Origin of the sequence: Pseudomonas sp. 2725, assembly GCF_050434585.1 — a bacterium.
Classification (GTDB): domain Bacteria; phylum Pseudomonadota; class Gammaproteobacteria; order Pseudomonadales; family Pseudomonadaceae; genus Aquipseudomonas; species Aquipseudomonas jessenii.
In genome coordinates this window covers 53728-80446 of sequence record NZ_JBNDIV010000015.1, presented here as the reverse complement: position 1 = coordinate 80446, position 26719 = coordinate 53728, and the positions used below count along the sequence as shown (strand labels likewise).

Genomic DNA, 26719 nt, shown 5'->3' with positions numbered 1-26719 from the left:
TCCACAGCTACAACAACTATCTGTCGCCAATAGCCATGGAGCAAAAAGCGGCATAAACACCGTAACCGGTGTCCGGGATTACTTGACCAGTTCAATCACGCTCCCTACCCCGACTGCCGCCATAACAAAACCGAATACTTCTCCTCCGTAGCCGGTCCGGATAAGCGCTATTGGCAGTGCGGCTAGACAAATAGCGTCGCCGGCCATCGAGAGACTTTGGCCGATGAGCAACTTGCGAAAAGACGAGACGCTCAGCGCTTCGGCATAAGGTGATAAGCGATCGGCAATGGAGATCATAAGTAATCTTCCTTGAGACCAGAGCAAAAAGATCGCAGCCTGCGGCAGCTCCTACAGGAGGCCGGTTCAGCCAGATAGGCCCACGGATAAATCCCCCGTTCATGCCCATCGCTGAAGACCAGTTGCAGGCCATAGCCCTGGCGTGCAACTCGATAACCCGCAGACGTAAAGCCCAGCGCTCCTTACTCGAACAAAACGGACGATCAAAAAACAAGGTCTACCGTTCGTCGCCTTTCTAAAAAAACAAGCACCTGAAGAAAATAAAAATCAATAAAAAAAGTACAAAACGCACATTTATTCCTACAGAAACATTCTACTCAACATAGCAGGATCATTTCTGCTTGCCGAAAACTAAAATACAGATTCAAAAAGGAATTCCACAGTTCCACACTAGAGACTATCCACACTAAAACCAAACCAAGCCACTAAGATTCCTAACATCATGTAGGACGCATCTTAAAAGCATGCAGGAATCCCCCTACAACACAAAATTCTCTCGCTTGCACCCAACAGTAAAATCAACTAATCCTTGCAGCACCACTTAATATCAAGTGGCAAACACAACGAGTAAAAAAAAATGAAAAACAACGAACTTGGAAAAGTGCTATTCAATTTTAGAAATGATGTTGGATCAAGCCCCAATCCGCAAGTCGCTGGTGGCTCCGGAAGTGCAGGAGGTTGCGGGGGCAGCGGTGGATGTGGTGGGGGTGGCGGATGCAGCGGTGGTAGTGGTGGGGGAAATGGTGGCTGTGGCGGTGCAGGAGGCACTGGCGGTGGTGGTACCGGTGGCTGTAGAGGTATGTAGTTGAAACAGATAGTAAAACTCTCTGCTAACTTCCAAAGTTAAAAGGATCTTTCAAAGCGAAAGATCCTTTAGGAGGAGATAAATGCAACTGATATTCTCAGAATTTGACATCATAAGCCTACCTAATGAATCACTAATAATATCTGCCAATGGAGCATCAAAAACCGACTCAAAAAAACTATTAAACGTACTGCAAGAGCTAAAAAAACAACAATCACAAAAAATACCAAAAGAACTTTTCGACAGGGTGGTATCCACCCAAAAATTACCACTAAAAGAAACCTATACATTCTTGAATTTCGCCATTGGACTAAAAATTCAACCATCGAAGATATACTTCAAAAAAGTATTGATAGCACATGACTGGAGCAACCGAGAAGAATTCGAAGCAATCATTGATCAAGAGGTAAAATTCGATCACGAAATAGTGAACGATATAGACTCCTTAATTGACCGAGCCAGAGGCAATGCATTTCTAATTAAAATAATCTGCATGCAGTACAACTACTCAAAACTTAAAGATCTGTACTTTTGTTTAGCTGACTCGTCTCCGAGCAGTGCCATCTCAATAGCGTATTTAAGCGGAGATGTTTTTCGTATAAGTCAACCATACATCCAAAACATTGGAAATGCCTGCCATTTTTGTCTTGTAGAGAGGCAATTGAATTATGAAAAAATAAACGAAAGTCGAAACTCCTGGTCTGCCCTATTGAACTTTTGTGTTGACCGAAACATTACGATACCTGCGCCAAACTTAAGCTTGCTGCAGAGAAATCTTGCATTAGGTGCTCTGACAAAAAAAATCAAGCTCCATACGGAGCATAATCAAGGCTTCAGATACCAAGACAACTCTCTTGCATCAATGACTGTAGATTTAAACAGCGGACTGATTACAGAAGAATTGAGTCCTCACTGGCATTCCTGTACCTGCCTGAGATCTAAATATGAAAAATATCCCACATGATTACTATCTGAAATTCCTCGATCAGAAAGTCATCGAGGACACCCTGGAATTCCACAACAAAGGCAACTTCACAATCCATGACTGCGTTCAAAACATTTCCTTACTGCACAACCTTCCACCACAGCTACTTTCAGAGCTAACAGGTAACGAACTGCAATTATATCCCGATATGGATATCACTACGAAAGGGGTGACACTCGAAGCACTAGAGCCTACAAGCACTTTACATCGAAATCAATCATGCGACTTTTTCGACGATCGAGACATAACATTCGAGTCGATAAAGCAATTAATCAGCCCACTATTAAGAATTGGCGAAAACACTCATAAAAGAGGATACCCTAGTGCAGGAGCATTATATTCAGTGGAGATATTCTGCTGCTCCCTATCACCTAAAAATACATGGCCATGCCCTGAAAAAATATTACACCTACTACCACACTCAAGAAAATTTGAAATAATACAGGGAAGCTACGACACCAGTCTAATAAAAGAGGCCATTTTGCCCACGGGAAGCAAAATTGGAAATCCCAGCTTAGCCATAATATATGTGATGTATATGCCAAAAGCGCTATTCAAATATCGTTATCGCGGGTACAGATTAGCGCTAATGGAAACCGGATCAATATACATGCTAGTTGATCTTCAATGCAAACATTTAAATATCAAAAGCCGTCAATGGTCTGGGTACACCGACAACATGCTGTGTAAGGCCATCGGATTAAATCCAACTCTATTTTTTCCTGCATGCGTACACTTGATAGGAGGCTAAATTGAAAATTTCAAGTTACAGCAATGATCCCTCACTACCTTCGGAAATGTGGTGCCAGCCCCCATGTATTTTCGACTTCCCTTTTTGCACAGAGATTGGCGATCAATGGAACTCTATAGGGTCAGGAATTGGCACAAGCTCAACATCAATAAAAACCGCCTTGGGCGAATACTTCGAGAGACGTCACTTCTATTTAGAAATATTACCCGACAGCTTTTCGACCCTAGAGAGTGGTCTTACGCCAAAAGAGGTCGGAAATTTTATCAAAGCGTTCAGTCAAACCGCTGCGAAAAACATAAACCTAGCTAACCTGGCGAGTCGCAAATTTAACATGAACTCCGCCATACGTATTTCTGACTTTTCATGCTGTTCAATTCCGACTGTATGTATCTCTCTGACCCACCACAACAGCGACGATGACAACATCTACCCAGGTCGTGACACTTGTGGATGTAGCTTTCATTGGAATCCAGAACTTGCCGTTCTTGGTTCTATTAAAGAATCAATAGAACGCCAATTTCTCACTCGTTTCTGGCTAACCAAACAATGCATAGGAACGATCAAACCAGCCGAGATATCAACTACGATAAAAGCGCTCCCTTCATATGGCTTATTCAACGCACTGACAAAATCAGGACAACTATTAACAATTGACATTTCTGATGATGATTTCCCAGGAGTTTGCCTACTAACAGTTTACGGAAACAATGACCCTGATAGAAATGTTCACTACTGCGCGGGAATGTCTTACTCAGAAACTCGAGCAGAGGCATTGAACAAGTCTATTCTAGAGCTATGGCAAACATTTCGATTCATGAATTTATTCAGCATTTTACACGGCAACCCAGACTCTCTTAAGGACTCCTATATCCGCCACTTCGCAAAGTGCAACCACTATAAAACATTCGAGGAAATCACATCACAATTAAACTACTACCCACATACATCACGCAACAAAAATCCACCCTGCAAACTGGATACTGAAAATCTGATTAAATGTTTGAGAAAAAAGGATATCGAAGGATACCTCTATATAAAAACAACTCAAATAGATGGAGCCAACCACACATTCTGCAAATTCACCTCACCATCTCTGTTCATGCACATGAACAACTCGGAAAATATAAACATAGTCAACGACTATTCAAGCTCCTTTCGCTTCGAAATATACAACGAAAGAAAAGAAACAATGGTTCCATTCCCATAGAGAAATCAACCATGACTAAAAATATTGTGCCCAGAGTTTTTTCCCTAACGTCCATATTCATGAAAGAACAATTAAAAGAACCCATCGCCTTTTTTTGGATCATGATATCACCTTGCGCGATGTTCTATTTTTTTGCAACAACCAGACAGGATCCAAATTATTTTTCCAGCAATTACATTGCGACTTCAGCATGGTTTTATGCCTACATCTCTTCAAGCGTCGCATTATTCGGATTCGCCTTTTATATAATCGGAAGAAGGGAAAGTGGATTCACTCGATCATTTATTTACTCCAAGGAATCAAAACTGATTTTCCTTTTATCGCACTTCATTGCCTACTCGCTAATATCGATATCTTATTGCACAACCTTTTACTTAACGACCAAGTTTCCATTTGGAAACTACGACCTGAATGAACTGCTGAATATCGCACTACGCTTTTACATCTGTTTTTTGATGTTTTGCGCTCTCGGGGCTGCATTCTCATTGCTACCGATCAATTTTCAGAACTCGAACACTTTGCTTTCCATTTTTTCGTTCTGCATGTTGATCCTCGGAGTAATGAGTGCCAGCAGATCAAACCACATTACCGACGCTTTGAACCTCGCAAACCCACTAACACTTGCTAGCCAGATAATGGAACAAGGTCTTGAACCCAACAAATCCATTACAACTGCAATAATTCTTTTATTTATTTCAGTACTGCACAAAACCTTCAAACACCTAAGAATCAATCCCGTATGGAGCCGATACTGATGAAAAAATTCGCGGCGCAGAGAATTGACTTCTCCTATACAGACAGTCCCCTCTTGACCCAGGCATCTCTTGAGGTTGCTCAAGGCGACATTGTCGGCATTCTGGGGCCCAATGGATCTGGAAAAACAACTTTTTTCGATATCGTTTGTGACCTTAAAAAAGCAAAGTCCGGCTTAATAAAAAACGATTTCAGGCACTTTTTATACCTTTCTCAAATCATTTCCACTCCCCCACCATTGCGCATGCGTGACATTTTTAAAATGGTGACTGCGCTGTCATCAAACGAGCCCATGACACAAGATAAAACCTTAAAAAAACTAAGTGAGTGGAGCCCTGCGATAGTTGACCGATACCAAGACATATGGAACAAAAAATCATCGTTATGCAGCTACGGAGAGACACGCTGGTTCTTTACTCTCTCTCTTCTTTCAATTTCTGCAGACTTCGTGATTCTCGACGAGCCTACTGCCGGCGTAGATCCAGAATTTCGTCACTATATTTGGCAATGTCTTCATGGTGCCGCTAGGGAAGGCACCGCTATTCTTGTTTCCTCGCACAATGTTGATGAGATAATTAACCATTGTGATTATTTTTACATGATTAGTCAGCAACGCTTCAATCGCTTTACCAATGGTAGTGAGTTCATGCATCGGTATGGTGTAAAGACTGTGGACGATGCGTTTATCCGAGCCGTTACTGAACCTTTATTCGCAACATAAGCAACTGGATGCGCACACGGGGGAGTTGCCACAGACCGCGACAGCTCCCGATGAGGAATGGAATTCGATTCAGTTGGTAAGTCCAGCAAGATACGCCCACGGATAAATCCCGCGCTCATGGCCATCGCTGAAGACCAGTTGCAGTCCATACCCCTGCGAGTGCAATTCGATAACCCGAACCCGCCCATCAACCATCGGCGTCAGCCCCCGCATACGAAACGCCCGGCACTGCGAACACGGGCAATGCCGGCGCAGTTCGGCGTGGTCCAGCCACTGTTCGCGGCCATCCGGCCAACTCAGGCGCAGTTGTTGTCTGCTCCGTGAATTACCCACCGCCAGCGGATTCATTGCAGTTGACTCAAGGCAATGCGCACGGCCTTGCGCACTTCCGGGTCGCCGTCGTCCTGCGCGGCCTGCAATGCCGCTATGGCCCGTGGGTCGTTCAATTCGCCGAGGGCCAGGGCGGCTTCCTTGCGCAGGTTGCTGATGCGGTGGCCGAGGGTGTCGATCAACGCATCGAGCGCCGGTCCATAACGCAAGCGACCGAGGCTGCGGGTGGCGCGCAGACGCACTTGCCAGTAATCGTCGCCCAAGGCGTCGATCAGGGCCGGGCCGGCGTCTAGGTGGCCGACCTTGCCCAGGGTGGTGGCGGCTTCTTCGCGGACTTGCCAGGCAGCGTCGCGCAAGGCCTGGCGCAGGGCCGGCAGCACCTGCGCGTCAGACGCCAGGCCCAACGCCCCGGTGGCGGCACGCCGAACTTCAGTGTCCGGGTCAGCGCTGGCCAACTGCGCCAGGGCCGGCAAGGCATCGAGTTGCTTGAGCCAGCCGAGCACGCCCACCGCCTCGCGGCGCACGCTGGCGCTTTCATCGTCCAATGCCCGGGCAGCCGCATCGGCGGCATCGGGGCAACGCAACTCGCGCAACGCCCTGAACGCGGCGATGCGTACGCCGCTGTCGGCATGCCCGGTCCACGGCAGAATGACCCGGCCCGCCGCTTCACTCTTGAGCAGGCTAAGGCTCTGCGCTGCGGCCGCCTGCACCGCCGGGGATGGATCCGTCAGCGCCTGGCACAACGCCTCGACCACGGGCTCATCCTCCCAGGCTTCCAGCAACCGCGCGGCTTCGGCGCGAACGTCTGCAATCGGGTCTTCGGCCAGTCGATTGATCAACCACTGCAGGCCATCCGGCTCCTCGAGATCGGCCAGTTCGATCAGCGCGATCCGGCGTACACCGGGGTCGTCATCGGTCAGGCGCGGTTGCAGGGCAAGAATGTCGTCGTTATCGGTTACATCGAATAGTGAGGTCATAGGGCAAATCGCGGCAGTTTGTTTTCAGGGGGAAGACCGAGCGGATTCAAGCGTGGCAGTTGCCGACCGTCTTCGTGGCGCAGGAGTTCGAGGCAATGGCGCTTGAGGTGCGAGAATTCAGGGCGGGTCATCAGTTCCGTGCTGCGCGGCCTGGGGAAGTCCAGGCGCAGGTCTTCGATGATTCGCCCGGGGCGCGAGCTCATGACCAACAGGCGATCAGCGAGGAACAGCGCTTCGTCGATGTCATGGGTGACAAACACCACGGTGGTGCGGATGCGCGTCCAGATGTCCAGCAGCAGTTCCTGCATGTTCAACCGGGTCAGGGCATCGAGGGCGCCAAAGGGTTCGTCCATCAACAACAGGCGCGGACGGTTGACCAGCACCCGGGCGATTTCCACCCGTTGCTGCATGCCGCCGGAGAGCTGGTCGGGCCAGCGCCCGGCAAAACCTTCGAGTCCCACCAGGGCGAGGATTTCATCCGCCGCCTTGTGCCGTTCGGCCTTGCCGACGCCACGCATTTTCAGGCCGAAGGCGACGTTGTCACGCACCGTGCGCCAAGGAAACAGTGTGTGCTGCTGGAACACCATGCCGCGCTGGGGCGATGGGCCCGACACCGCTGCGCCATCGACATTCAGCGTGCCGGTGCGCGGTTGCAGGTGGCCGGCCAGGGCGCCGAGCAAGGTGGACTTGCCGCAACCGGACGGCCCGAGAATGCACACGAACTGCCCTGGCTCGATCTGGCAGTCGAGGCCCTGTACCGCTTCGAAAGCCGCGTCCCCCTCGCCCAGGCTGATTGACAGCCCGCGAATGTCGATACGCCCTTCCAGGTGTTGAAAAACGCTCATCAGGCTTTTCCTCGTGGTCGATGCCAAGGCGTGAAAAGCCCGCCCAGACGCTTGATCAACAGGCTGCTGCCCATCCCGAGCACGCCAATCAGCAACATGCCGACGACGATGTCGGCGTAGTTCTGGATGGTGTAGGACTCCCAGGTGTAATAGCCGATGCCGAATTGGCCGGAGATCATTTCCGCCGTCACCAGGCAGAACCACGAGGTGCCCATGCCGATGGCCAGGCCGGTGATGATGCTAGGCGCAGCGCCCGGAAGAACGACCTCCAGCAGGATTGCCCGGCGCCCTGCCCCGAGGCTTTTCGCCGAGGCGATCAGCCGTGGATCGACGCCTTCGACGCCGTGCACGGTGTTGAGCAGGATCGGGAACAATGCGCCGGTGAAGGTGATGAACACCATCGACAGTTCCGACGAGGGAAACATCAGGATCGCCAGGGGAATCCACGCCACCGCCGGGATCGGGCGCAGCACTTCCAGGGGCGGCAGCAAGAGATCTTCGGCCCATTTCGAGCGACCGATGGCCAGGCCCAGGGCCACACCAATGATCAGCGCCGCGAGGTAACCGGCGAACACCCGGCCGAGGCTGCTGCCCAGGTGCTGGGCGAGCTTGCCCGAGTCGCCGAGGCCGAGGGCGGCTTCAATGACCGCCACGGGTGTCGGGACGTTGGCGAAGGTCACCAGGCCGAGGTTCCAGTGGTAGCTGGCGGCGAGTTGCCAGAACAGCAGGCAGAGCAGCAAGGATGCGGCTCTGGGGATCCAGCGTGAATATGATCGGTACACAATTATTCCTCTCAACCCACCTCCTGTAGGAGCGAGCTTGCTCGCGAAGAACGCCAACGATTACGCGCGCTGTCTGACGGATCGCGTTGTCTGGACGTTTTTCGCGAGCGGGCTCGCTCCTACAGGGGGCTGTAGTGTTTCGGCTGTTAGCGAACAGCCACGGCCTGGGCAGTGGCATCGGTAAAGTCAAAGACCTTGCCGCCCTGCGCCGTGGCGAACTGTTGGGCCTGGCCTTTGAGCAGGAACGCGCTCAGCTGCCCTTTCCCGTCGGTGGCAAACCACGCCTGATCCGCCAGCAGCTTGATCCCGCTGTCACTGGCCTGGGCGTACACCGCGCGGATGCTCCGGCCTTCCTGCTTGAGGCTGGCCAGCGCGGCAAACGCCGCTTGCGCCGAGGCGTACTGGCGGACTTTCGGCTCGCCGCGCACCCAGATTTCCGCCACGTGGCTGAAGTCGGTGATGGCTTGGCCGCTGGCGGCATCGACAGCCTTGAGCGGCGCCTGCCCGTAACTGGCCAGTTGCGCGCTGTAGTCCAGGTTCGAGGCCTTGAAGGCGGCGCGGATGTATTGGTCGTCAATGAAGGTGTTGAGATCCAGACCGCGATCGGCCTTCTTCAACAACTTGAGGGTATCGATGGCGGTGCCCACGGCCTGACGGTATTCCGGCTTCCAGCTCAGGTCGCGGGTCTGCACACCGAGTGGGCCATGGAACAGATAATTGACCTCGGCATCGACCCCGGTGACCTTGGCGATCAACTCGCTGTATTTCTCCGGCTCAGCCGCCAGCAGCTGGTTGGCTTCGATACTCGCCCGCAGGTAAGCGACGACGATTTCCGGGTACTTTTTCGCATAGGCCTGATCGACCAGCGCACCGTGGAAGGTCGGCGCGTTGGCCTGGGAACCGTCATAAATCTTGCGGGCGAAACCGCGGCTGGGGAACAGTTCGGCGAAGGGCACGAAGTCAGCGTGAGCATCGATCTTGCCGGCCTGCAATGCGGAGCCGGCGACTTCCGGCGGCTGGGCGATGATGTTCACATCCTTGAGCGGATCCCAGCCCTGGGCCGCGACGGCGCGCAGCAGCATGCCATGGGCGGTGGAAGCGAACGGCACGGAAATGGTCTTGCCCTTCAGCTCTGCCAGGGACTGCACACCCGATGCGCTTGGCACCACGATGCCGTTGCCACTGCCCTTGATGCTGCCCGACAGCACGCTGATAAACAGGCTGTGCTTGCCCGCCGTTTCGAACGCCACGCCGTTGAACGCGCCGGGGAAGTCGGCCATGGCGCCGAAGTCGAGTTTGCCGGCCACCATTTCGTTGGTCAGGGGGGCGCCGCTGGTGAAGTTTTTCCACTGCACCTCGTATTGGGCGTCCTTGTAGGGGCCATCGTGGGGCAGGTATTTGTCCAGCAGCCCAAGTTCGCGAATCAACAATCCGCCGGCGGCGCAGTTGATGGTGGTGTCCTGGGTACCGATGGCAATGCGGATGGTTTCGGCCGAGGCCGACAGGGTGAATGAAGCCAGTACCAGACCGGCCAAAGCTGCACGCAACATCATGAGTGTTTCCCCTCGAATCATTTATAGGATGTTCGTCTCCGCCACGATCAGGGCGCGGTGGGAAACGAGGGGTGTCTTGAATCAGGCGTCCGGTGGTGCCGGATGGCGTTTTGGGTTGTTCGAGCGGGCCTCATCGCGAGCAAGCTCGCTCCCACAGGTTTTTCTGGTGTATGCAGGACTTGCGACTGGCCTCGCTCCCACAGGGACAGTGTTTCAGCGCAGCAGGTACGGGATTTCGACTTTCACCGCACCCGTCGGGCAGTCCTTTTCACAGGGCATGCAGTACCAGCATTCGTCGAACGCCATGTAGGCCTTTTGCGTGGCCGGGTTGATCGCCAGCAGGTCCATCGGGCAGACGTCGACGCACACGGTGCAGCCTTTGTGGGCGATGCATTTGTCCTCGTCGACGGTGACGGGGGCGTTGGAACGGAAGAAAATTTCCTGGGCTTGATAGGCCATTTCACAGTCTCTCTTGGGTGATGCTCAGGCGGCATCCGCGCCGACCCGCAGACGGTCGTAGGCCTGCATCTCGTCGGCATCGAGCGGGATGATGTAAGGCTCGACGGCTTTCTTGAAACTGCTCATCAAACCGTTCTCGTCTTTCTTCAGGTGGCAATGGCAAAACCAGTCGCGGTCGTTGCGTTGCGGGTGATCGACGCGATGGTGGTAAAGCCCCCAGCGGCTTTCGGCGCGGAACAATGAAGCGCGGGCGGCCATTTCGGCGCAGTCGCGGATCATGCTGACTTCCATGGCGCGCATCAGCTCGTGGGCGTTGTGCGCCTTGATCTGGTCGAGATCACGCTGGATGTCGCTGAAGCGTTGCAGGCCGATCTGCATCTTCTTCGTCACTTTCGGCGGTTGCAGGTAGTCGTTGACCAAGCGCCGCAGCTTGTATTCGACCTGGGCTGGCGGCAGGCCGTGCTCACGCTCCAGTGGTGCGTAGACCCGTTGTTTTTCGGTTTCGATCTGCTGGGCATCCAGCGCTGAAAACTCACGCCCGGCGACAAAATCCGCCGCGTTCTGGCCAGCGAACCACCCATAGGTAAACGCACCGAGCATGTAGTTGTGCGGCACCGCAGCCATGTCTCCAGCCGAGTACAAGCCCTTGACCGAGGTCTCGGCCTTCTCGTTGACCCACACCCCCGACGCCGAATGCCCGCTGCAAAAACCGATTTCCGAGATGTGCATCTCGACCATCTGCGTGCGGTAGTCGGTGCCGCGATTGGCGTGGAACTGGCCGCGACTCGGACGCTCGTTGCTGTGCAGGATCTCTTCGATGTTCTGGATGGTTTCCTCGGCCAGATGATCGAGCTTGAGGAACACCGGGCCATTGCCGCTTTCCAGTTCCTGATGGAACTCCCACATCATCTGCCCGCTCCAGTAGTCGCACTCGATGAAGCGTTCGCCCTTGTTGTTGGCGGTGTAGCCGCCCAAGGGGCCGGTCACGTAGGCGCAGGCCGGGCCGTTGTAGTCCTTGATCAGCGGGTTGATCTGGAAGCATTCCAGGTTCGCCAGTTCGGCCCCGGCGTGGTAGGCCATCGAGTAGCCGTCGCCGGCATTGGTCGGGTTTTCGTAGGTGCCCATGAGGTAGCCCGAAGACGGCAACCCCAGGCGTCCGGCGGCACCGCAAGCGAGGATCACGGCCTTGGCCTTGATCACGTGGAAGTCCGCCGTGCGGCAGTCGAAGCCCATCACGCCGTTGACCGCGCCCTCTTCATCCGTCAGCAATCGGGTGCAGACCAGGCGATTGGTAATGGTCACTCGCGCGCGCTTGAGCTGCCGGTACAGGACTTTTTTGATGTCGTGCCCTTCCGGCATCGGCAACACATAAGCGCCCATGTGGTGGACCTTCTTCACCGCGTAGTCGCCGGTTTCGTCCTTCTCGAATTTCACACCCCAGCGGTCCAGTTGTTCGATCGTTTCGAAACTGTGGGTGGCATAGGCGTACACCGCGGCCTGATTGACGATGCCGTCGTTGGCGATGGTGATTTCCTTGGTGTACTGCTCCGGTGTCGAGTGGCCGGGAATGATCGCGTTGTTCAGGCCGTCCATGCCCATGCTGATCGCGCCGCTGCGCTTGACGTTGGCCTTGTCGATCAACAACACCCGCAGGTCGCGGTTGCGTTCCTTGGCCTTGATCGCCGCCATGGGGCCGGCGGTGCCGCCGCCGATCACGACGATGTCGTATTCCTGCTCCAAAGTGCTTCGGGTCATGCCTGCTCCCCTTTTTCCCGGTCGATCCGCAGGCGGTACTGGAAGGCATCGCCACGGTAGTAAAGGTGTTCGAAGTCCAGCGGCCGACCGTCGACATCGTGGGTCAGGCGTTCGATGTGCATGATTGGCGAGCCAGGTTCAACGTTCAGCGCGTGGGTCAGGTCGCTGTCGGCCAGTACCGCATCGATGGCCAGGTCGGCGTGCCCCAGGGTCAAGCCGCAGTCGTTTTCCAGGATCAGGAAAATATCGCGGGTGACCAGGTCGGCTTTTTCCAGGCGCTCGCCAATGGCCTTGGGCAGGTAAGTGATTTCCAGGGAAACCGGCTCGCGATTGATCAGGCGCACACGTTTGATCTGCGCCACAACCTCGCCTTCGGCGACCTGCAAACGCTCGGCCACGAGCTTGTCGGCGGCAATGAATTTGAAGCTGCGCAGGCGGTTGATCACCTCATAGCCGCGATCGGTCATGGACTCAGCCAGGCCTTGCAGGGTGCTGACGTTCTGGAAAGTTTTCGGCTTGGCGACGAAAGTGCCCTTGCCATGGATCTTGAAGATCAGCCCTTCCTTTTGCAGATCGCCCAAGGCCTGGCGCACGGTGATGCGGCTGACCTTGAACAACGCACCAAGCTCGCTTTCTGAAGGCATCTGGCTGTCTTGCGGGTATTCGCCGTCGAGGATGCGGGCGCGCAGCACATCTCGCAGCTGGGTGTGCAACGGGACGCTGCTCAGGGATAGAACGTTATCGGTCATGGCAGATCACTTGTTATAACGAGTTATGACGTGATCTTAGATAAGTTATGACAGGGTTGAGAAATACCGAATGCGCATAAGGTTAGATGCACAACGCAATCCAAAACTGTAGGAGCGAGCCTGCTCGCGATAAACCCGAGAACGCCGTGGGGTGTCAGGCTTCCAGCGTTATCGTTGACGACCATCGCGAGCAGGCTCGCTCCTACAGGGGATTGTGTGTGATCTGAGAAATCAGTGGCGCTTGAGAATCTGGTCCATCACCCAATCGGTCTTCAGCGCCTGCTCGGCCACGGCGGGGTGCTGCGTCTCGCCACGAATATGCGCATTCATACCCAATACGTGGTGCCATTGGATATGTGCGTGATGCTCGATGTTCAGGCTGAGATGCTCGTCGGCGTGCAGTTCGACCGGGTGTTCATCGAACACTGAAAAGGTGATCCGGCCTTTGCTGCCAATCACTTCGACCCGGTCTTCGCGACGGTCTGCAACGAAGTTCCAGCAGCCCATCCCCAGTGCCCCGCTGGCAAACCGCCAAGTGGCGCTGACGGCATCTTCGGCCGCGTACCAACCGGCCTGCCGCGCGGTGAACCCGGCGACTTCGACGATATCGCCGAACAGGTACTGAAACAGGTCCAGGCCATGGCTGGCCAGATCGGCGAAGTAACCTCCACCGGCAATTGCCGGGTCGGTGCGCCAGTTATCGGTGCCGCTCCGGTCCGCTGCCGACGGGGCTTTGGTGAGGGTCCAGCTCAGGTGCCGGACCTCGCCGATCCGCCCCTCTTCCAGCCATTGCCGCACTTGCCGGAAGCGTGGCAGCGAACGTCGGTAATAGGACACGAACAGGTGCAACCCGGCATCGGCAAACACCTGCTGCATTTCACGGCTTTGTCCGGCATTCAGCGCCATCGGTTTTTCCACGCAGCAATGCTTGCCGGCCGCGGCCACCTGCAAAGCATAGGCGTGATGGCTGTCGGGCGGCGTGGCGATGTACACCGCGTCGACCTCGGGATCGTTGATCAGCGCCTGCGCATCGGTGTAGACCCGAGCGATGCCATGGCGCGTGGCGTAGTCGGTGACGGCTTCCAGGCGCCGGCCCATCACCGCGACCAACGCCGATCCGGGCGCCTTGTAGAGGGCCGGCCCGCTTTTGCGCTCAGCGACACTGCCGCAACCGATCATGCCCCAGCGCACCAGGTTCATAGGCACTCCTTGCTATTCAGCCGATGCGCAATGCGCGCAGGTCCAGTCGACCGTCCTTGAGCGGCGGGCACCAGTAGTAGCCACCGGTGATCGGACGGCTGATGCGGTACAGACCGTCGGTGATGCCGTCTTCCAGGCCACTCATGCGGCGCAGTTGGGCTTCGAAGGCGTCGAGGGAAAAACCGAAGGCCAGGAACATCAGGCCAGCACGGTCACCTTCGATCCACGGCATCGAGCGGCGCACCACGAAGGCTTCAGGCGCAAAGCTTTCCTGGGCGGTGCGTTTGACGTGGGCGGAAACCGGCGCGTCGTCGATCTCTTCGTTATCGCTCAAGCGGCGACCCATGATGTTGTCTTTTTCATCCGCCGACAGCCCATGGAAACCTTTCAAGTCATGCTGCCACTGCTGGATCGCGGCGAAGCTGCCACCCACCGTGCCGTCCGCGCCCTCACCCACCAGGGCGGCGGTCACGGCGGCTGCGTCGTGGGGGTTCTCGGTGCCATCTTCGTAGCCGGTCAGGTCATGGCCGGTCATGTGGCGGAAGGTTTCGTTCATCTGCACCAGGCGCAACGCCGGGGCCAGTGCCGCCGAGATGGCGTTGCTGCGGTTGAGCAATTCGCCACGGTCTTCACCGTGCAGCCAGCACCAGAGCGCGTGTTGGGTCGACGGATTGTCGACGCCGACGCCAGTCAGTGCCGGGAAAGTGCGCAGGCCTTCGATCTGCCCATCCAGCGCCTTGACCAGGGACTCGCCGAAGCCGACGACAGCCGATTTCCCGTCCACCAGTTGCATCAAGTTGTCGAGCGCGGCCGGCAGTGCCGCAACGGATTCGAGGGCGAAGAACATATGGCGAGCTTGAGGCGGAACGGGGGTGGCGAGAATGCCCGGCTGGTAATGACTCATATGAACTCCTTGAAAAAGAGCATGGAGTTTAACCGGAGTACGAGGGTTTGTGTGCCGTCAGAGGCCAGGAACCTGTGGCAAAGGGGGCTTCTGTGGCGAGGGGGCTTGCCCCCGTTGGAGCGCGTAGCGCTCCCCTACATTTTCAGTCATACCGAGTCGCCAGGTTTTGGGGCTGCTTCGCAACCCAACGGGGGCAAGCCCCCTCGCCACAGAAGCCCCCTCGCCACAGAAGATCAAACCACGCCGGGGCTTTCGTTGCGGAACGCACTCGGGCTCTTGCCGGTCCAGCGCCTGAAAGCTCGGCGAAAGCTGCGCACGTCGCTGTAGCCGACTTCCTCGGTGATGCGTTCGATGGACATGTCCGGGTTGGCCAGCAGGCTCATGGTGCGGGCCTGGCGCACTTGTTCCAGCAGCGTTTCGAACGTCAGCGCATGTTCGGTGAGACGGCGGCGCAAGGTGCGGCTGCTCATGTTCAGGTCGCCGGCGATTTTCTCGATGTGGCTGCCCTCGGTCAGGTCCCGGGCAATCGCCCGTTCCACCGCCTGGATCAGATCCATTTTCCGGTGCACCTGCGCGGCTTCCAGTTCGAGCAATTTCACGGCCTGACGCAGGGCCAGGGAATGGTGATTGGGCAACTGAACGTCCAGCCAATACGCATCGATCACCATGCGGTTTTGCAGGCAACCGAAACGCACGTCCGGCCCCAGCAGGCGCGAATATTCGCCGAGATAGTCCGGCGCGGCATGCACGAACTCCACGGCCGTCGGCTTGAAATCCGCCCCGACCAGCGCCCGGCCGTACACCAGCAGGCTGGCGAAAAACTCCTCGACCGCGAACAACTGCACGTCGGCGAACGGCAAGCGGCATTCAACGTCGATAAACACCCGATCCCCCGCCTCCTCCACACTCGACACGACAATGCCGCCAGAGGTGTGTTGATGGCGAATGCCCAGTTCGAAGGCATCGCGCAGGGTCTTGCACAGCGACAACACATGCCCCAACAACCCCAGCGTGCCGAGCACATTCTGCGCGCCGACCCACAAGCCCAGCCCCTGATTGGGCAAGGCCTTGAGCGCGCGTTGAATCATGGCCACGGCCTGGCGATAGGAAATACGCTGCGCGGGGTCCTGAAGGTCTTCAAAGTCAAAGCCCAACCCTCGGCACAGGCTCTCGGGGTGGATGCCTTTTTGCTCGGCGACTTCGGCCAGGGTGTGCAGGAGGAACGGCGACACCAGCGCCAGTTCAAAGGTGGGATCGATCACTTTCATTTGCATGGGGCTATACATTCCGGGTCGAGCTGCATTCTTATTTTTGTAACCGGTTATGTCGAAGGAAGTTAGCACAGGGCTCAAAGACTGTCCGCAGAAGTCCCCCTAAATGGCCGCCAATACCCTGCCTTGCAGGGCACAGACAGCTTATTTCTATGTTGCGGCCCTCGTATGGATGCCGGACAGCCCGACAACAATAATAATGAGTACACCCATGATCCCGACCCGCACGACATTCCCCCTGATGGTCATTGGCCTGGCCGGCGTCTGCGCCCTGCAACCGGCACTGGCCACCGAGACTGGCGTGGACAACATCGGCACCGGCACCGACGGCTTTTTCGTGTTGCCGCTTTCGTCCGACAGCCTTCCGGACAACATGGTTGCGTTCAACCTCTACTACAACCACTACAAAGCCACGAAGCTCAATATCAGCTCGCTCGGCGGCAAGGTGCCGAACGTCGAGATCGAGTCCACGGCGGTCATTCCGCGCCTGGATTACCTCAGCCCGGTGCGCGTGTTTGGCGGCCGGCTGGCCGGCTACATCGCGCAGCCCTGGCTCAAGCAGGAAGTCTCGGTGTTCGGCTTGCAGGACACCCGCGAAGGCATGGGCGACACCACGGTCGCGCCGATCATCCTCTGGGACATGGGTCCAAACCTGACCCTCGGCGCCGCCATCGAAATCACCGTGCCGACCGGCGAGTACAGCGTTGACCGCCTGGCCAACACCAGCAACAACTTCTACACCTACAAACCGTTGTTCTCCTTCACCTGGCTGCCGACGGACAGAACCGAGGTGTCGATGAAGACCACCTACAGTTTCAACGAGAAAAACAAGGACACCGACTACAAGTCGGGGCAGATTTTCCACTTCGATTATTCCGCCAGTTTCAAGATCACCGACGACCTGATGCTCGGGTTGAACGGCTACTACCTCAAGCAAACCACCGACGACAAACAGTTCGGCCACACCGTGCAGTTCAATGGCCAGGACGTGAACGACGGGGTACGCGGCCAGGTGTTTGCCATTGGTCCGGCACTGCACTGGACCTTTCTCGAATACGCCAGCGCGGAGATTCGCTGGGCCAAGGAGTTCGACGTGGAAAACCGGCCTGAAGGGGAAATGCTTTGGGCCAAGGTCAGCATTCCGTATGCGTTTTGACTGAACTGACGCCATCGCGAGCAAGCTCGCTCCCACAGGGGGGGATGCATTCCAACTGGGAAATGCATTCCAAATTGTGGGAGCGAGCTTGCTCGCGATGACGGCGGAACAAACACTGAAAAACTTCAGGAATACACAGGCCAGCTATCCACAATCCGCCCACCCCGAACCGCCAGCAAATCCCCGAACTGCAACAACACCGACTCCGTCTGGGCAGGCCGCAAGAACACCTGGTCCTCCACCGTCAGCCCCACCGCCGCCGAACCATTGACCATTTCCTGGTTCGAGCTGCGGCCATACACGCCATTGCTCTGCAACCCCGCTGGCGATTCGAACTCCGCCATCCAGTTACCGCCATAGATGAAATACGTCTCGCGCTGATTGGTGTCCCACCAGGAAAACAGCCTGGACTTGCCATCCAGCGCCGGGATGTTTACAGCCCCGGTGCTTTTCAGCACCGGCGTGGCGATAAAAGCGGCCGGCACATGCTCCGCCAGTGATGGCAAATCATAATGAGTGGGCTTGAGCAGCCCCGTCCCCACCGACACTTCGCTGCTGAGCTGTTCGTGTTCATGCATCCGATAGCTCGGGCTGCCGGCCGTATTGAGGGTCAGCCCTTCGCGCCACAGACCGGGGTATTGCTGACGGGTGAAATCGACGCAGCGGTTGTAAACCACCATTACCTTGGCGAACAGCTCCTCGGGCGAGCCCAGGATCCCCGGCACGCCCATGCCCACGAACGGGTCGTAGCCCATGTACCCGGCGAATTCCAGGTGCTGCGGGTGCTGGCTGATCAGCGCCAGCATCTGCCCGAGTACGCCAAGGTCGCTGACGCCACCGCGATGCAGCCCGACATCCAGTTCGATGTTCACCCGTATTCGCGTGCCCAGCCCTTGAGCCAGGGCGAGGTATTGCTGCAAGCGTTGCGGCGTATCGAGTAACCATTGCAATTGCTTCGAAGGGTCGAAAGGTCCCTTGTGCGACTGATAGAACAACTCGGCCGAACGCACCGGTAGCGGCTTGCCCAGCAGAATGTCGGCCTCGGCAAACTGCACCGCGTCATGATTGAGAAACGGTTGGTGAAACGACATCAGCCGTTGCGTACCGGCGCGCTGGGCGATGTAGGCCAGAAGCCCCGGTGCCGGCAGTGACTTTTCCACCAGGCGCAGGTGCTTGCCGGCGCGCTTGACCGATTGCATCACCACATCGATGTTGTGATCCAGCCAATCAAGGTCGATCAGCATCACCGGTCGCATCGGGCCGTGGTCCTTGAGTTCGCGGTTCAGCGCAAGGAAGTAATCGCTGTACGGCGCGCCTCGGTCACCCGGCCGCAGCCACGCCCCGACACCCACCAACAAGGCGCCGACACCGGCGGTGCCGAGCAAGAAATTGCGGCGATTGACGGCCATCAGCTCACCCCCAGAATGGATGACAAGTGCGCGTTGAGAAATTTGCCGCTGGGGTCGAGCGCCTGCCGCACCTGGATGAATTCCTGCCAGCGCGGGTACAGCGGCTGCAGGTTTTTCGCATTCAGCGTGTGCAACTTGCCCCAGTGCGGGCGGCCGTTGTACTTCCAGAAAATCGGCTCGATGGCGGCGAAGAAGTTGTGATGATCCATCTGGTAATGCTGGTGGACCGAGATCGAACAGCTGTCGCGACCTTCGAACATGCTCAGGGGAATGTCGTCGGCCTTGACGTAACGGTACTCGATCGGAAACCAGGTGCGCAGGTCCTTGTCCTGGATCAGTTTGAGGATCTCGCGCAAACAGGCTGGGCCGTATTCGGCCGGCACGGAGTATTCCATTTCATTGAAACGTACCGTGCGCACGTTGGCATAGATGTCGAACGAGTCACCCACCCGGTCATCGAAACTGGCCAGGTGGCGCAAGTTGTTGAGCATCGTGCGACGCAGGCCCGGGAAGTCGCTGGCGTATTTGTCGAGCTTCTCGATCAGCGTGACAAACTCGTTGCCGCCCTCCTCATCCGCCGGGACCGGTGGTGTAGCCGGGTCGCCGGTTTCGTTCAGGGCGATCGACAAGGCGTAGTCGGAATGGGTCACCACGAGCATTTCCCAGTGCTGGTTTTCCCGGGTGTTCTTGTCCAGGTCTTCCAGTAACTCTTCGGTTTTAGCGATCCATTGGCGCTCCCGCAATCGATACGCCGGGCGGTTTTGCAGGCGTACCCTGGTGGCCACGCCCAACGCGCCCAAGGACACCCTCGCGGCACTGAACACTTCAGGATGGCGGCTGGCATCGCAGTCCAGCACGTCGCCGTTGGCGGCCACCAACTGCAAGCCGCAGACATGCGCCGAATACGATTGAAAGTCTTTGCCGGTGCCGTGGGTCGAGGTCGAGATCGCGCCGGCAAGGGTCTGGTAATCGATATCAGCCATGTTTTGCAGGGCCTGGCCGATGTCCTTGAGCGGCGTGCCCATACGTGACATCGGCGTGCCGGCGGCGAACTCGGCTTGCAGGGTTTTCGCATCGTGATCGAGCAAACCCGTGAAATAGCTCAGCGACAGCAAGGTGCCGTCGGTGGGCACCAGCGCACTGAAGGAATGCGCCGAGCCCACCGGACGAATCTTGCCGGGGGCCTGGCGCACCACTTGCGTCAACTCATCCAGGCTCTTGGGCGCCAACCGCGCCGCCGGCAGGCAACTCTGGCCTCCCGACCAGTTGCGCCAGGGAATCAGGCGTGGCGCGCGCAGCAGCTCGGCCAGTGCCGGCGTTGAGCCGAGCGCGGTAAAGGCGCCAATGACGCTCGCACGTTGCAACAACTGACGCCGTGTCAGGTCCATCGTCATGAATCGCACCCTGCCGTTCTTGTTATTGGATTTGCTGGCCGGACATAAAGGCAATCAGCGCCAGGAACTGTTCTTGCGAACACTGCATGCACATCCCCATCGGCGGCATGCCGTTGTAACCGTTGATCGCGTGATCGAGCAGCGTGTCGGCGCCCTGTAATACCCGTGGTTGCCAGGCCTTGATATCGCCGGTCAGCGGCGCCCCGGCCGCCGGATTGGCATGGCAAAGCTTGCAGCTGTTGTCGTAGACCTGCGCGAGTTCCGCGTCGGCGGGTCTCGCGGCACCTGCTTCGCTGCGGGTCGGCGGGTTGTTCGGCTCTTTGCCGCACCCTGCAAGCAACGCCGCTAAGACACAGCCCACCAAGGCCAAACAAAGGCTAGGCTTTTCAGTTAATCGGCTTGCCCGCATGGCTGTCCTCTCAATGGCTGCCCGGCCAGCCGGGTGCACTTTTTTGTTGTGATCAAGGAGAGTCAACATTAAGGCACCCCGCGCGGGCAGGTTGAGGGCATTGGGGGCCAACAAGGGGCGCTTCTGAGGCCATGACGCAAGGCACCGACAAGTCCCCGGACATCATGCTGTTCGGCAAAACCCTGAGATGAGTCATGACAAGCGTTGCTGAGGTCTGCTAAAACGATTCACCAGTGCATCAGCCAATCCAGAGGGGTAGCGACATGACCACAGCCAATATTCTCCAGAACCTGTTCCCTAGCCCCGCCGAGATCCCGGAAAAGTACCGCCTTGACGGCCAGACCGAGCAGCGCGAGTACCTGGTCGATGGCCAACTCAGAACCTGGAACGGGCCGTTGGCCCTGGTCCGCAGCCCGGTATACCTGGCAGGCCCGAATGGCGATGAACAGGTGATCCTCGGCAGCACACCGCTGCTGGATGCCGACACCGCCTTGACCGCTCTGGACGCAGCGGTCCGTGCCTACGACCGTGGCCAGGGCCTGTGGCCGACCATGCGCGTGGCCGAACGCATCCAGCACGTCGAAACCTTCCTCGGGCGCATGCGCGAGCAGCGCGACGCCGTGGTCAAGTTGCTGATGTGGGAAATCGGCAAGAACCTCAAGGACTCGGAAAAGGAGTTCGACCGCACCTGCGACTACATCGTCGACACCATCAACGCCCTGAAGGAGCTCGATCGCCGCTCCAGCCGTTTCGAACTGGAACAGGACACCCTCGGCCAGATCCGTCGCGTGCCGATGGGCGTGGCCCTGTGCATGGGGCCTTACAACTATCCGTTGAACGAAACCTTCACCACGCTGATCCCGGCGCTGATCATGGGCAACACCGTGGTGTTCAAGCCGGCCAAGCTCGGCGTGCTGCTGATTCGCCCGCTGCTGGAAGCCTTCCGCGACAGCTTTCCGACCGGGGTGATCAACGTCATCTATGGCAGCGGCCGCGAGACGGTCAGTGCGCTGATGGCCAGCGGCAAGATCGACATCTTTGCCTTCATTGGCACCAACAAGGCCGCCAGTGACCTGAAAAAACTCCATCCGAGACCCCACCGCTTGCGCGCGGCGCTGGGCCTGGATGCGAAAAACCCGGGCATCGTCCTGCCGGAAGTGGATCTGGACAACGCGGTCAGTGAAGCGGTGACCGGTTCGCTGTCATTCAACGGCCAGCGCTGCACCGCTCTGAAGATCCTGTTTGTCCACGAAGACGTGGTCGAGTCCTTCATCGACAAATTCAATGCCAGGCTCGCCAACCTCAAACCCGGCATGCCCTGGGAAAGTGGCGTAGCCCTGACACCGCTGCCGGAATCGGGCAAGGTCGACTATCTGCATGCACTGGTGGCGGATGCCGAAAGCAAAGGCGCCAAGGTAGTCAACCCCAACGGTGGCGAGGCTCGTGCGTCATTCTTCTACCCGGCGGTGCTGTACCCGGTCACGCCGCAGATGCGGGTTTATCAGGAAGAACAGTTCGGCCCCGTCATCCCCATCGTGCCCTACCGTCATCTGGATACCGTGATCGACTACGTGCTGGAGTCGGACTTCGGCCAGCAATTGAGCATCTTCGGCACCAACCCGGTGGCGGTTGGCCGGCTGGTGGACACCTTCGCCAATCAGGTCGGGCGCATCAACCTCAATGCCCAGTGCCAGCGCGGCCCGGACACCTATCCCTTCAATGGTCGCAAGAACTCGGCCGAAGGCACCTTGTCGGTCCATGACGCACTGCGGGTGTTTTCGATCCGCACCCTGGTGGCGACCAAGTTCCAGGAGACCAACAAAGACCTGATCAGCGAGATCATCAGCGGCCGCAGTTCGAGCTTCCTGACCACCGACTACATCTTCTGAGGAGAGCCAGCCTGAGTACATCCAGAGCCCAACGATTGCCACCGCTGTTGCGCCGATTGCTGCGTCCGTTACTGGACCCGTACCGGCGCTACCGCCATGCCCGGGTGATCCATGCGGTGCGGGTGTCGCTCGGGTTGCTGGCGACGATCCTGCTGACCACCGGCATCAATCTGCCCCACGGTGAGTGGGCGTCGGTGACCATGCTGGTGGTGATAGGCGGCTTGCAGCACCACGGCAACATCGGCAAGAAAGCCGCCGAGCGCGCCATTGGTACCTTGATCGGCGCCGGTGTCGGCCTGGTGTTGGTGGCACAACAGGCCTGGCTGGGGATGCCCTGGCTGACCTATTTCGCGATGTCGGTGGTCTGCGGGTTTTTCTCGTATCACGCCATCGGCAAGGGTGGTTACACGGCGCTGCTGTCGGCGATTACCGTGTTCATCGTCGCGGGGCACGGCGACAACCCGGTCACCGATGGCTTGTGGCGCGGGGTGGATATCCTGATCGGCATTGCCCTGGCCCTGGCGTTTTCCTTTGCCCTGCCGCTGTACGCGGTTTATTCCTGGCGCTACAACCTGGCCGATGCGCTGCGTGATTGCGCGAAAGTCTACGGGCGCATCATTGACGGCCAGGCCATCACCGCCGACGAACACCTCAAGCTCATGACTCGCCTGAACGCGGCGATGGTGCAACTTCGTTCACTGATGCCCTCGGTGTCCAAGGAAGTGAAGATTTCCATGACCGAACTCGATGCCCTTCAGCGCAACCTGCGCATGTGCGTCAGCACCCTGGAAATCCTCGGCAATACCCGACCGGATGCCAATGACCTCGAGGCGATGTCGCTGATGCAAACGGCATTGAAAGCCGAGCATCGACAGATTCGCGTGCAATTGATCGGCATGGCCCGGGCGTTGAAATCAGGCGCCGCCCAGCGGCTCAATCGCCCCGTGGATGTGCCGCTTGTCAGCCTTGATGCGCCGGTCTACAACGCGCTGGACGGGTATCGTTTGCTGACCCGGCAACTGGCCGCCAACGTCGGGGAGATGCGCCAGCGCTTGGCCAAGAGCGCGCCGCGCTGGAACATCTGACGCCCCTGGTTGGTACTCAAGGCGTCACCGTGCGCCGAAACTTCAGCGACCAGCCTTGTTGCATGCCGGCAGCGGCCAACAGAATCGCCGCGACTCCAATCCATTGCAGTGGCTCCAGGCGATGACCGAAGGCAAACCAGTCCACGAAAATCGCCGCGATCGGGTAGATGAAGGACAGCGCGCCCGTCAACGCCGTCGGCAGTTTTTGAATCGCGCCGTACAACAACACATACATCACGCCGGTGTGCACCATACCCAGCGTCACCAGGCTGGCCCACGCGCTTGGCGCCTGCGGCAGCACCGAAAGATTCGCGAAGGGCGCGAGCAACAGCACACCTGTGCTGACCTGGATCAGCGCGATCAAATGCGGTGGGGTTCCAGTCAGGCGCTTGATGATCAACGCGGCAATTGCGTAGAGAAACGCCGCGCCTAACGCCAAGGCAATGCCCATCAGGTAATCGCTGCCGCTTTCGCCCTGGCTGCCATGGGCACTGACAATCGCCAACATCCCGAGAAACGAAACGCCCAGCCAGGTCAGTTTCTGCGCGGTAATCTTTTCGTTGAGGAACAACGCCGCCAGCCCGACCAGCATGAACGGCTGGACGTTATAGACGGCGGTGCCGATGGCAATCGACGCCCGGGAATAGGACGCGAACAACAGCACCCAGTTGCCGACGATCGCCACACCGCTGAGCACTGCGAGCAGGAACGTGGTGCGGGTCAGAATGCCGGGGCGCAGAAAGCCGAAAGCCGCGCAAATGAGCAACAAGGTGCCAGCTCCGAACAGGCAGCGCCAGAACACCACATCCAGCACCGGTTGCCCGGACACCAGCACGAACCAGCCGATGGTGCCGGAGATCAGCATGGCGGCCGTCATTTCGAACGAACCGCGGCGTAGGGTTTTGTCCATAATCAGACTCCTGTGTTTGTGGCCAAAGTATGCCAATGCACCCAGGGGCTACTCCAGAGCAAAAAGCAGGCTAAACTCTTGATCTGCCTTTTTTATCAAGGCTTTTTTGGAAAAATGCCTAACAGAGGGTTTCGCCATGACCGATGACATCGACCAACTGCTGATCACGGCGCTGATGGAGGACTCGCGACGCTCGCTCAAGGCCCTGGCGCAAATCAGCGGCCTGTCTTCCCCCAGTGTTGCCGAGCGTCTGCGCCGCCTGGAAGAGCGAGGCGTGCTCAAGGGCTACACCGTTGAAATCGACCCGAAATGCTTCGGCTATCAACTCCAGGCCATCGTGCGTATTCGCCCGTTGCCGGGGCAATTGCAGGAAGTGGAGCGGCAAATCATGGCCATTCCCGAATTCACCGAGTGCGACAAGGTCACCGGCGACGACTGTTTCATCGCGCGCCTGCATGTGCGCTCGATGGAACAGCTGGACACCCTGCTCGACCGACTCAACACCCACGCTGAAACCAATACGGCGATCGTCAAGAAAACCCCGGTCAAGCGCCGGTTGCCGCCCATGGCGTGAGTGATATTTGTTTCAGACTGAAGTAGATTGAGGGTTTCCGGCGAAGGATTGACGGCATGAAAACTCAGGCAATACTACTGGTGGCTACGATGTTGGCGGGTTGCGGCACGATTCAGACGGTTGTGCGCAGTGACGAAGTGGCCTCGAAAAGTCTCAAGGAACAAAAGAGTTACTGCGGCGCGGTACCGCGAATCTACAGCGGCGTGACCTACGACTTCTGCTACCTGAACGCGCCCCTCGAAGACGGCCGGGATGCGCAGGTACATGGTCCCGCCCCCGCTATCGTGCTGCTCGACGTGGTCGTGTCCGGGGCGATGGACACACTGCTGTTGCCCTACACCATCTACCGCCAGCAAGCCGACGGCAGCATCGTCATTACAGAGTAAGCCTGGATTTGTGGTAATAAAAAACCCGCCTGAGCGGGTTTTTTAGTTCAAGGCCGAGGATCAGTCATCGCGGCTCATGATGCCGAACAGCTGCAACAAGCTGACGAACAGGTTGTAGATCGATACATACAGGCTGATGGTGGCCATGATGTAGTTACGCTCGCCGCCATGAATGATGGCGCTGGTCTGGAACAGAATGCAGACCGAGGAGAACAGCACGAAACCTGCGCTGATCGCCAGTTGCAGGCCGCTGATCTGGAAGAACAGGCTCGCCAGCGTCGCACCCAGCAGCACGAAGAAGCCTGCCGTGATGAAACCGCCGAGGAAGCTCATGTCCTTGCGGGTAATCAGCACATACGCCGACAGACCGCCGAACACCAGCGCCGTCATCGCGAAAGCCGAGCTGACCACTTCAGCGCCGCCCTGCATACCCAGGTAACGGTTGAGGATCGGGCCAAGCAGGAAACCCATGAAACCGGTCAGGGCAAATGCCGACACCAAGCCCCAGGCCGAATCACGGAGTTTGTTGGTGAGGAAGAAAAGACCGTAGAAGCCGATCAGCACCACGAAAATGTTCGGGTAGCCAACATGCATCTGCTGGGCAACGTAGGCTGTCACACCGCTGAAAGCCAGGGTCAGGGCGAGCAAGCCGTATGTGTTGCGCAGGACGCGGCTAACCTCTAGCTGCTCAGCCTGCACGCTGTTATTAACTGCGTAATCCTGTTCGCGCATGGCGACACTCCTGTTGGTTTGAAACGTTCAGTCGCAAAGATCATAACAGACGCTCTGTAACAAGCTATGCAGAGAGTTTGACAGTGTGTTTCATTCAGGTATTATGGCGCCCGCAACGCAAACGGAGGTGTGGCCGAGTGGTTTAAGGCAACGGTCTTGAAAACCGTCGACTGTAACAGGTCCATGAGTTCGAATCCCATCGCCTCCGCCATATTTGTACCGACAAAGCCCTGATTTTTCAGGGCTTTGTCGTTTCTGGGGTTTGAGCTGTGAACCTCGGCTTGCGAGGTGTTCCATAACTATTATGGACGTGTTCCAGAACTCACCACGTTTTTACTCCCTCCCCCTGCGTCGCCTTTGAGCAACCCTCCAAACGATTGCAGAAACTGCTGGTACTACCAAAACATCTACACTGGACTCCCACTGACTGC

Annotated in this window: 27 protein-coding genes, 1 tRNA gene and 1 pseudogene; 11 read left to right on the top strand and 18 right to left on the bottom strand. The window is 57.2% G+C overall.

Annotated elements, in window-relative coordinates; all coding sequences use genetic code 11:
* Positions 1–78: 78 nt before the first annotated feature.
* Both ABIE16_RS28575 and ABIE16_RS28570 read right to left on the bottom strand, forming a co-directional pair.
* Positions 79–297 carry a hypothetical protein gene (locus tag ABIE16_RS28575; RefSeq protein WP_429522447.1) on the bottom strand — a complete coding sequence of 73 codons (219 nt, stop codon included), beginning with the start codon at positions 295–297 and terminating at the stop codon, positions 79–81.
* A pseudogene (locus ABIE16_RS28570) lies at positions 294–449 on the bottom strand (gamma-butyrobetaine hydroxylase-like domain-containing protein); the annotation flags it as partial. The gene ABIE16_RS28575 and the pseudogene ABIE16_RS28570, both read right to left, overlap by 4 nt.
* A gap of 474 nt (positions 450–923) precedes the next feature.
* Between ABIE16_RS28570 and ABIE16_RS28565 the strand changes: the two are divergent.
* From ABIE16_RS28565 to ABIE16_RS28545, 5 genes are all read left to right on the top strand, one after another.
* Positions 924–1106: a hypothetical protein gene (locus ABIE16_RS28565; RefSeq protein ID WP_191626145.1), complete on the top strand. Its 183-nt coding sequence runs from the start codon at positions 924–926 to the stop codon at positions 1104–1106.
* Between the two features lie 78 nt (positions 1107–1184).
* Positions 1185–2066 (top strand): McbB family protein, encoded by an 882-nt coding sequence (locus tag ABIE16_RS28560; protein ID WP_429522446.1) that lies wholly within the window; start codon positions 1185–1187, stop codon positions 2064–2066.
* Positions 2067–2839: 773 nt separating this feature from the next.
* Positions 2840–4045, top strand: coding sequence for a YcaO-like family protein (locus ABIE16_RS28555; RefSeq protein WP_429522445.1), 1206 nt, complete (start codon positions 2840–2842; stop codon positions 4043–4045).
* An 11-nt stretch (positions 4046–4056) separates the two neighbouring features.
* A complete protein-coding gene (locus ABIE16_RS28550; RefSeq protein ID WP_429522444.1) occupies positions 4057–4800 on the top strand; it encodes an ABC transporter permease in 744 nt (247 codons plus the stop codon).
* Positions 4800–5519 (top strand): ATP-binding cassette domain-containing protein, encoded by a 720-nt coding sequence (locus ABIE16_RS28545; RefSeq protein ID WP_429522443.1) that lies wholly within the window; start codon positions 4800–4802, stop codon positions 5517–5519. Before ABIE16_RS28550 ends, ABIE16_RS28545 begins: the two co-directional genes overlap by 1 nt.
* Before the next feature lie 69 nt (positions 5520–5588).
* Here ABIE16_RS28545 and ABIE16_RS28540 read toward each other — a convergent pair whose 3' ends face one another.
* The 11 genes from ABIE16_RS28540 to ABIE16_RS28490 all read right to left on the bottom strand — a co-directional run bounded on the left by ABIE16_RS28540 (position 5589) and on the right by ABIE16_RS28490 (position 16347).
* Positions 5589–5867: a DUF971 domain-containing protein gene (locus ABIE16_RS28540; RefSeq protein WP_429522442.1), complete on the bottom strand. Its 279-nt coding sequence runs from the start codon at positions 5865–5867 to the stop codon at positions 5589–5591.
* Positions 5864–6826, bottom strand: coding sequence for a HEAT repeat domain-containing protein (locus tag ABIE16_RS28535; protein ID WP_218497295.1), 963 nt, complete (start codon positions 6824–6826; stop codon positions 5864–5866). Before ABIE16_RS28535 ends, ABIE16_RS28540 begins: the two co-directional genes overlap by 4 nt.
* On the bottom strand, positions 6823–7671 hold the full coding sequence (locus tag ABIE16_RS28530) for an ABC transporter ATP-binding protein (protein ID WP_057714336.1): 849 nt from the start codon (positions 7669–7671) through the stop codon (positions 6823–6825). The genes ABIE16_RS28535 and ABIE16_RS28530 overlap by 4 nt, the downstream gene beginning before the upstream one ends.
* The gene (locus ABIE16_RS28525; protein ID WP_429522441.1) at positions 7671–8453 is read right to left on the bottom strand and encodes an ABC transporter permease; all 783 of its coding nucleotides are present in this window, start codon (positions 8451–8453) and stop codon (positions 7671–7673) included. The genes ABIE16_RS28530 and ABIE16_RS28525 overlap by 1 nt, the downstream gene beginning before the upstream one ends.
* Positions 8454–8599: 146 nt before the next feature.
* Positions 8600–10006, bottom strand: coding sequence for an ABC transporter substrate-binding protein (locus ABIE16_RS28520; RefSeq protein ID WP_429522440.1), 1407 nt, complete (start codon positions 10004–10006; stop codon positions 8600–8602).
* A 213-nt stretch (positions 10007–10219) separates the two neighbouring features.
* Positions 10220–10465 (bottom strand): 4Fe-4S dicluster domain-containing protein, encoded by a 246-nt coding sequence (locus tag ABIE16_RS28515; protein ID WP_008050632.1) that lies wholly within the window; start codon positions 10463–10465, stop codon positions 10220–10222.
* A 24-nt stretch (positions 10466–10489) separates the two neighbouring features.
* Entirely contained in the window at positions 10490–12220 is a 1731-nt protein-coding gene (locus ABIE16_RS28510; protein ID WP_429522439.1) for a fumarate reductase/succinate dehydrogenase flavoprotein subunit, read from the bottom strand.
* The gene (locus ABIE16_RS28505) at positions 12217–12969 is read right to left on the bottom strand and encodes a GntR family transcriptional regulator (RefSeq protein WP_154859766.1); all 753 of its coding nucleotides are present in this window, start codon (positions 12967–12969) and stop codon (positions 12217–12219) included. The genes ABIE16_RS28510 and ABIE16_RS28505 overlap by 4 nt, the downstream gene beginning before the upstream one ends.
* A gap of 231 nt (positions 12970–13200) precedes the next feature.
* Positions 13201–14169, bottom strand: a complete 969-nt coding sequence (locus ABIE16_RS28500; RefSeq protein ID WP_429522438.1) for a Gfo/Idh/MocA family protein — start codon at positions 14167–14169, stop codon at positions 13201–13203.
* A gap of 16 nt (positions 14170–14185) precedes the next feature.
* On the bottom strand, positions 14186–15073 hold the full coding sequence (locus ABIE16_RS28495) for a Dyp-type peroxidase (protein WP_349736573.1): 888 nt from the start codon (positions 15071–15073) through the stop codon (positions 14186–14188).
* 233 nt (positions 15074–15306) lie between these two features.
* A complete protein-coding gene (locus ABIE16_RS28490) occupies positions 15307–16347 on the bottom strand; it encodes an AraC family transcriptional regulator (protein ID WP_429522437.1) in 1041 nt (346 codons plus the stop codon).
* Between the two features lie 238 nt (positions 16348–16585).
* On the opposite strand from ABIE16_RS28490, the gene ABIE16_RS28485 reads away from it, so the two are divergent.
* Positions 16586–17500, top strand: coding sequence for a SphA family protein (locus tag ABIE16_RS28485; protein ID WP_429522453.1), 915 nt, complete (start codon positions 16586–16588; stop codon positions 17498–17500).
* 125 nt (positions 17501–17625) lie between these two features.
* Here ABIE16_RS28485 and ABIE16_RS28480 read toward each other — a convergent pair whose 3' ends face one another.
* The 3 genes from ABIE16_RS28480 to ABIE16_RS28470 all read right to left on the bottom strand — a co-directional run bounded on the left by ABIE16_RS28480 (position 17626) and on the right by ABIE16_RS28470 (position 20712).
* On the bottom strand, positions 17626–18834 hold the full coding sequence (locus ABIE16_RS28480) for a DSD1 family PLP-dependent enzyme (protein WP_429522452.1): 1209 nt from the start codon (positions 18832–18834) through the stop codon (positions 17626–17628).
* Between the two features lie 74 nt (positions 18835–18908).
* Positions 18909–20303, bottom strand: coding sequence for a D-arabinono-1,4-lactone oxidase (locus ABIE16_RS28475; protein WP_429522436.1), 1395 nt, complete (start codon positions 20301–20303; stop codon positions 18909–18911).
* 22 nt (positions 20304–20325) lie between these two features.
* Positions 20326–20712: a c-type cytochrome gene (locus tag ABIE16_RS28470; RefSeq protein ID WP_407516866.1), complete on the bottom strand. Its 387-nt coding sequence runs from the start codon at positions 20710–20712 to the stop codon at positions 20326–20328.
* Between the two features lie 263 nt (positions 20713–20975).
* On the opposite strand from ABIE16_RS28470, the gene ABIE16_RS28465 reads away from it, so the two are divergent.
* Together ABIE16_RS28465 and ABIE16_RS28460 are read left to right on the top strand one after the other, a co-directional pair.
* Positions 20976–22601: an NADP-dependent glyceraldehyde-3-phosphate dehydrogenase gene (locus ABIE16_RS28465; protein ID WP_429522435.1), complete on the top strand. Its 1626-nt coding sequence runs from the start codon at positions 20976–20978 to the stop codon at positions 22599–22601.
* 44 nt (positions 22602–22645) lie between these two features.
* Positions 22646–23686 carry an FUSC family protein gene (locus ABIE16_RS28460; RefSeq protein WP_429522451.1) on the top strand — a complete coding sequence of 347 codons (1041 nt, stop codon included), beginning with the start codon at positions 22646–22648 and terminating at the stop codon, positions 23684–23686.
* 16 nt (positions 23687–23702) lie between these two features.
* Here ABIE16_RS28460 and ABIE16_RS28455 read toward each other — a convergent pair whose 3' ends face one another.
* On the bottom strand, positions 23703–24596 hold the full coding sequence (locus ABIE16_RS28455; protein WP_056724342.1) for a DMT family transporter: 894 nt from the start codon (positions 24594–24596) through the stop codon (positions 23703–23705).
* 136 nt (positions 24597–24732) lie between these two features.
* Here ABIE16_RS28455 and ABIE16_RS28450 point away from each other — a divergent pair, with 136 nt between their 5' ends.
* Positions 24733–25170 (top strand): Lrp/AsnC family transcriptional regulator, encoded by a 438-nt coding sequence (locus tag ABIE16_RS28450; RefSeq protein ID WP_046038550.1) that lies wholly within the window; start codon positions 24733–24735, stop codon positions 25168–25170.
* Positions 25171–25226: 56 nt separating this feature from the next.
* Positions 25227–25556: a YceK/YidQ family lipoprotein gene (locus ABIE16_RS28445; protein WP_057714311.1), complete on the top strand. Its 330-nt coding sequence runs from the start codon at positions 25227–25229 to the stop codon at positions 25554–25556.
* A 60-nt stretch (positions 25557–25616) separates the two neighbouring features.
* On the opposite strand, the gene ABIE16_RS28440 is transcribed toward ABIE16_RS28445, so the two are convergent.
* Positions 25617–26288: a Bax inhibitor-1/YccA family protein gene (locus tag ABIE16_RS28440; protein WP_057714309.1), complete on the bottom strand. Its 672-nt coding sequence runs from the start codon at positions 26286–26288 to the stop codon at positions 25617–25619.
* 123 nt (positions 26289–26411) lie between these two features.
* Here ABIE16_RS28440 and ABIE16_RS28435 point away from each other — a divergent pair.
* Positions 26412–26499 (top strand) — tRNA-Ser (locus ABIE16_RS28435).
* Positions 26500–26719 lie beyond the last annotated feature (220 nt).

What these genes read in the sequence shown, in the direction of transcription:
- ABIE16_RS28515 (WP_008050632.1), bottom strand. Translation starts at nt 10,465, where the DNA reads ATGGCCTATCAAGCCCAGGAAATTTTCTTCCGTTCCAACGCCCCCGTC.
- ABIE16_RS28450 (WP_046038550.1), top strand. Translation starts at nt 24,733, where the DNA reads ATGACCGATGACATCGACCAACTGCTGATCACGGCGCTGATGGAGGAC.
- ABIE16_RS28530 (WP_057714336.1), bottom strand. Translation starts at nt 7,671, where the DNA reads ATGAGCGTTTTTCAACACCTGGAAGGGCGTATCGACATTCGCGGGCTG.
- ABIE16_RS28545 (WP_429522443.1), top strand. Translation starts at nt 4,800, where the DNA reads ATGAAAAAATTCGCGGCGCAGAGAATTGACTTCTCCTATACAGACAGT.
- ABIE16_RS28510 (WP_429522439.1), bottom strand. Translation starts at nt 12,220, where the DNA reads ATGACCCGAAGCACTTTGGAGCAGGAATACGACATCGTCGTGATCGGC.
- ABIE16_RS28465 (WP_429522435.1), top strand. Translation starts at nt 20,976, where the DNA reads ATGACCACAGCCAATATTCTCCAGAACCTGTTCCCTAGCCCCGCCGAG.
- ABIE16_RS28575 (WP_429522447.1), bottom strand. Translation starts at nt 297, where the DNA reads ATGATCTCCATTGCCGATCGCTTATCACCTTATGCCGAAGCGCTGAGC.
- ABIE16_RS28550 (WP_429522444.1), top strand. Translation starts at nt 4,057, where the DNA reads ATGACTAAAAATATTGTGCCCAGAGTTTTTTCCCTAACGTCCATATTC.
- ABIE16_RS28540 (WP_429522442.1), bottom strand. Translation starts at nt 5,867, where the DNA reads ATGAATCCGCTGGCGGTGGGTAATTCACGGAGCAGACAACAACTGCGC.
- ABIE16_RS28535 (WP_218497295.1), bottom strand. Translation starts at nt 6,826, where the DNA reads ATGACCTCACTATTCGATGTAACCGATAACGACGACATTCTTGCCCTG.
- ABIE16_RS28455 (WP_056724342.1), bottom strand. Translation starts at nt 24,596, where the DNA reads ATGGACAAAACCCTACGCCGCGGTTCGTTCGAAATGACGGCCGCCATG.
- ABIE16_RS28560 (WP_429522446.1), top strand. Translation starts at nt 1,185, where the DNA reads ATGCAACTGATATTCTCAGAATTTGACATCATAAGCCTACCTAATGAA.
- ABIE16_RS28445 (WP_057714311.1), top strand. Translation starts at nt 25,227, where the DNA reads ATGAAAACTCAGGCAATACTACTGGTGGCTACGATGTTGGCGGGTTGC.
- ABIE16_RS28440 (WP_057714309.1), bottom strand. Translation starts at nt 26,288, where the DNA reads ATGCGCGAACAGGATTACGCAGTTAATAACAGCGTGCAGGCTGAGCAG.
- ABIE16_RS28520 (WP_429522440.1), bottom strand. Translation starts at nt 10,006, where the DNA reads ATGATGTTGCGTGCAGCTTTGGCCGGTCTGGTACTGGCTTCATTCACC.
- ABIE16_RS28485 (WP_429522453.1), top strand. Translation starts at nt 16,586, where the DNA reads ATGGTCATTGGCCTGGCCGGCGTCTGCGCCCTGCAACCGGCACTGGCC.
- ABIE16_RS28505 (WP_154859766.1), bottom strand. Translation starts at nt 12,969, where the DNA reads ATGACCGATAACGTTCTATCCCTGAGCAGCGTCCCGTTGCACACCCAG.
- ABIE16_RS28490 (WP_429522437.1), bottom strand. Translation starts at nt 16,347, where the DNA reads ATGCAAATGAAAGTGATCGATCCCACCTTTGAACTGGCGCTGGTGTCG.
- ABIE16_RS28470 (WP_407516866.1), bottom strand. Translation starts at nt 20,712, where the DNA reads ATGCGGGCAAGCCGATTAACTGAAAAGCCTAGCCTTTGTTTGGCCTTG.
- ABIE16_RS28495 (WP_349736573.1), bottom strand. Translation starts at nt 15,073, where the DNA reads ATGAGTCATTACCAGCCGGGCATTCTCGCCACCCCCGTTCCGCCTCAA.
- ABIE16_RS28500 (WP_429522438.1), bottom strand. Translation starts at nt 14,169, where the DNA reads ATGAACCTGGTGCGCTGGGGCATGATCGGTTGCGGCAGTGTCGCTGAG.
- ABIE16_RS28475 (WP_429522436.1), bottom strand. Translation starts at nt 20,303, where the DNA reads ATGACGATGGACCTGACACGGCGTCAGTTGTTGCAACGTGCGAGCGTC.